This is a genomic window from Arthrobacter sp. 2YAF22_2, from assembly GCF_052114645.1.
GTDB lineage: Bacteria > Actinomycetota > Actinomycetes > Actinomycetales > Micrococcaceae > Arthrobacter.
In genome coordinates this window covers 1-1,155 of the sequence record NZ_JBFRFD010000761.1, presented here as the reverse complement: position 1 = coordinate 1,155, position 1,155 = coordinate 1, and the positions used below count along the sequence as shown (strand labels likewise).

Genomic DNA, 1,155 nt, shown 5'->3' with positions numbered 1-1,155 from the left:
GGCGCGGGCGCGACCGGCACGGAAGCGTGCTGCCACTGGTGGAAGTGGTGCACCGGGCCGTTGCCGTGTCCGACGTCCAGTTGCCCGGCTTCGCTGAGCGCGCCCAGCAGCCACGGCTTGACCTCCCGCAGTGCCGCCTCCCAGTCCCCCGCCCTGGCCTGCACCGTGGCGAGCGCCGAGGAAAGCGAGCAGCCGGTGCCGTGGCTGTTGCGGGTGGCGATCCGCTCGCCCGGCACCACGACGGTCTCTTGGCTGAGCAGTCCCCCGGTGTTGACCAGCGCATCCGGGCAGCCTGCGCCGTCGTCGTGTAGGTGGCCGCCCTTGACCAGCACCGTAGTGCCGGCCCGGGCGGCGAGCCGCTTGCCCTGGGCCAGCGCACCGGGCCAGTCCGCCGCGACCGGTTCGCCCAGCAGGATGGCCAGTTCGGCCAGGTTCGGGGTGATGAGGTCCGCCAGCGGGAGCAGGGCGTGCAGGGCGGTCTCGGCGGATTCCTGCAGCAGCCGGTCACCGCTGGTTGCCACCATCACCGGATCCAGGACCACGACGGCGGGGCGGACCTTTTCGAGCCAGACGCGGACGGCGTCGATCACCGCGGCGTCGCCGAGCATGCCGATCTTGACGGCGTCGATGGTGATGTCATCGCTGATCGCGTCCAGCTGGGCGGTCAGGAAGGATGCCGGCGGAACGTGGACGGCCCGGACCCCCTGGGTGTTCTGGGCTGTCAGCGCGGTGATGGCTGCCATCCCGTAGCCGCCGTTCGCGGCGATGCTCTTGAGGTCGGCCTGGATCCCGGCCCCGCCGGAGGGGTCGGAGCCGGCGATGGCCAGGACACGGGGTAGCGGTGGCGCGGGGGTGGCGGCTACCGGTGCCGTGGCCGGGAAGGCGGACTGCAGGATGAACGAGGGCTCACGCCGTGAAGAAGCCGGCGGGGTGAGTGCTGAGTGCGTCGCTGGGAACAAGAGACATCCCTTCGCCGGTGCTAACCGGACAGGTTCAACGGGTTTGGATCTCAGCCGGCTTGTTGCTCGGCACCCCGTGTCAGTTCCCCAGCCTAGCCGTTCGGAGGCCGGCGGCTCCCGCTCCGCGTTAACGAACTCGCGGGTTCGGTCCGGGCCCGGCGTATCGATACGCCGAGCCGGGACGGAACCCGCAAGC

General features: G+C 71.3%; 1 protein-coding gene and 1 riboswitch. The gene reads right to left on the bottom strand.

Annotation, left to right across the window (positions count from 1 at the left end):
• On the bottom strand, nt 1–893 hold an 893-nt coding region (thiD, locus tag AB4Y86_RS19355; protein WP_441403740.1), incomplete at its 3' end, for a bifunctional hydroxymethylpyrimidine kinase/phosphomethylpyrimidine kinase.
• A gap of 55 nt (nt 894–948) precedes the next feature.
• Nucleotides 949–1,046, bottom strand: a riboswitch (TPP riboswitch).
• Nucleotides 1,047–1,155 lie beyond the last annotated feature (109 nt).